We start from the raw sequence: 2,338 nt of genomic DNA, 5'->3' as shown, positions 1-2,338 counted from the left end.
CACCGCTCTCATGCCGCTGCTGGTGGTCGGCAGGAGCCTGGCAGTGGGCCGCGGGGTGCTCTCGGGTCTGGGCGACTTGGGCATGCCCGTGTCTCAATTCACCTCGATGTTCATGACAGTAATCATCTTCGGCGCCGGAGTCGACTACTCCGTATTCCTCATAAGCCGGTATCACGAGGGCATCCGGGCGGGTGACACCCCGGACGTGGCCATTGCGAACGCCAACGCAACGATCGGTCGCGTGGTGCTCGCGTCCGCAACGACAGTTGCCCTTGCCTTCTTGGCGATGGCGTTCGCCAAGCTCAGCGTGTTCAACACGCTCGGCCCGGCGTGCGCGATCTCCATCGCCTTCGGCTTCCTGGCAACCGTCACTCTGCTGCCCCCCGTGCTGTCGTTCGCGGCAAAGCGTGGCGCGGGGCTACCTCGTCGTGACCTCACCAGACGGTACTGGCATCGGGTGGGAACGGGGGTGATCCGGCGTCCGGTCCCGCTGCTCGCGGTGAGCCTGGTGGCACTGATCGCTCTCGGCCTCATCGCGACCACCATGACAATCACCTACGACGATCGGGAAGGTCAGCCGCCGGACACCGGAAGCAACGAGGGATACGCGCTGCTGAACCGGCACTTTCCCAAAGACACCATCATCTCCGAATTCCTTCTGGTGGAGTCGAACAAAGACATGCGCACCGGCCAGGGACTGGCCGATCTTGAACAGATGGCGTCGCGCGTCGCGCAGACTCCCGGTGTCACCCGCGTTATCGGGGTGACTCGCCCGACGGGTGAGAAGCTTGAGCAGGCTGAGTTGTCATGGCAGAACGACCAGATCGGTAGTGGTATCACCGAACAGACCGGTGACGCACAGTCGCGGAAGGGCGAACTGGAGCTACTGAGGACCGGGTCCTCACAACTCGCCGACGGTCTTGCTTTGCTGAACGAGCAAATCACCACCAACCTCGCGCCGCTGTCGGGGTTGCTCGAGCAGGCCTCGTCGGCCGGCGAGCAGCTCAGCCAGTATCGTCCGCTCGTCGATCAGCTGGCTGCTGCGGCGCCCGCACTCGATGAGTTTTCCCAACAAGCTCCCGAGCTGTCTCGAGTGGCACGACAAGCACAGTCGGCTGCCGACTCCGTCGCACCAGTGTTGAGTGCACTCGATGCTCCCTGGTGCGTCCAGATCCCGCAGTGTTCGGCCTTGCAGACACAGACCTCGGACATCCGCGCATTGGCCGACAACCAGTCCCTCGGTCGTTTCGCGGACTTCGCTACCCAGCTCGGTGGAGTTGAGGGCCCGGGAACGGCGGACCTCGCGCAGTTGCAGAGCTCATTGAACGTCCTCGACTCCGCGCTGCAGACGATCAACGGCCAGGACCTCGGCAGTCGGTTGTCACAGCTCCAGACGGGCGTCCGAGCGCTCGCCGACGGGGCCCGACAGCTGTCCGGCGGTGTGAGCGCATTGGTGGACAGCAACGTACAGCTGCTGGCGGGCCTGTCTCAAGTGGCCGCCCAGCTACGCGCGCCCGCCCGGGACATCGGCAACACTGACTCGGCAACGGGATTCTACCTACCCGCCGACGCGTTCAAGGATCAACAGTTCAGCCAAGTGGCGCGCCAGTTCATCTCGCCGGATGGCAAGACTGCTCGCTTTGTAGTGCAGACCGCCTACGATCCGTATACCGCGGATGCCATGACGTTGGCGAACAGTCTGTCGAAGGTGGCCGAGGACGCCATGCCGAACACCACGCTGCAGGGTGCGCGCGCATCTGTCGCCGGGTTCCCGGCGATCAACGCCGACATCCAACGACTTCTGGCGTACGATTTCAAGTTACTCGGATTCGGAACGCTCCTGATAGTCGGCCTGATCCTAATGCTCTTACTCAGGGCGATCGTCGCACCGATCTATCTACTGGCCACTGTCGTTCTCAACTACGCAGCCGCTCTGGGCATCGGTGTCCTAGTTCTGCAACACATTTTCGGCAATGAAATTGCCTGGCCGGTCCCGCTGGTGTCTTTCATCGTTCTAGTGGCAGTGGGGGCCGACTACAACATGCTGTTGGTTTCCCGGCTCAGAGAGGAATCGGTGGCCAATACCCGGCTCGGAGTTCTGCGCACCGTCGCATACACCGGCTCGGTCATCACCTCGGCCGGTTTGATCTTCGCGGCGAGCATGTTCGGACTCATGCTGGGATCGATCGACGTGATGGTGCAGATCGGCTTCATCATCGGTATCGGGTTACTCTTGGACACCTTTCTCGTCCGCACGATTGTCGTCCCGGCGTTAGCAGCATTGCTCGGTGAGGCGAGCTGGTGGCCAGGGAGGGTGCACCGTGCGGACGGTGAGCCG

Annotated in this window: 1 protein-coding gene; it reads left to right on the top strand. The window is 62.7% G+C overall.

Annotation, left to right across the window (positions count from 1 at the left end):
* Positions 1–2,338, top strand: a 2,338-nt coding sequence (locus tag ACJMNC_RS18145; protein ID WP_408949344.1) for an MMPL family transporter, incomplete at both ends; no start/stop codon positions are given.

Origin of the sequence: Gordonia sp. VNK21 (assembly GCF_046098115.1) — a bacterium.
Lineage (GTDB): Bacteria > Actinomycetota > Actinomycetes > Mycobacteriales > Mycobacteriaceae > Gordonia.
Note: the sequence above shows the minus strand (reverse complement) of the source record. Positions and strands in the feature narration are given on the sequence as shown.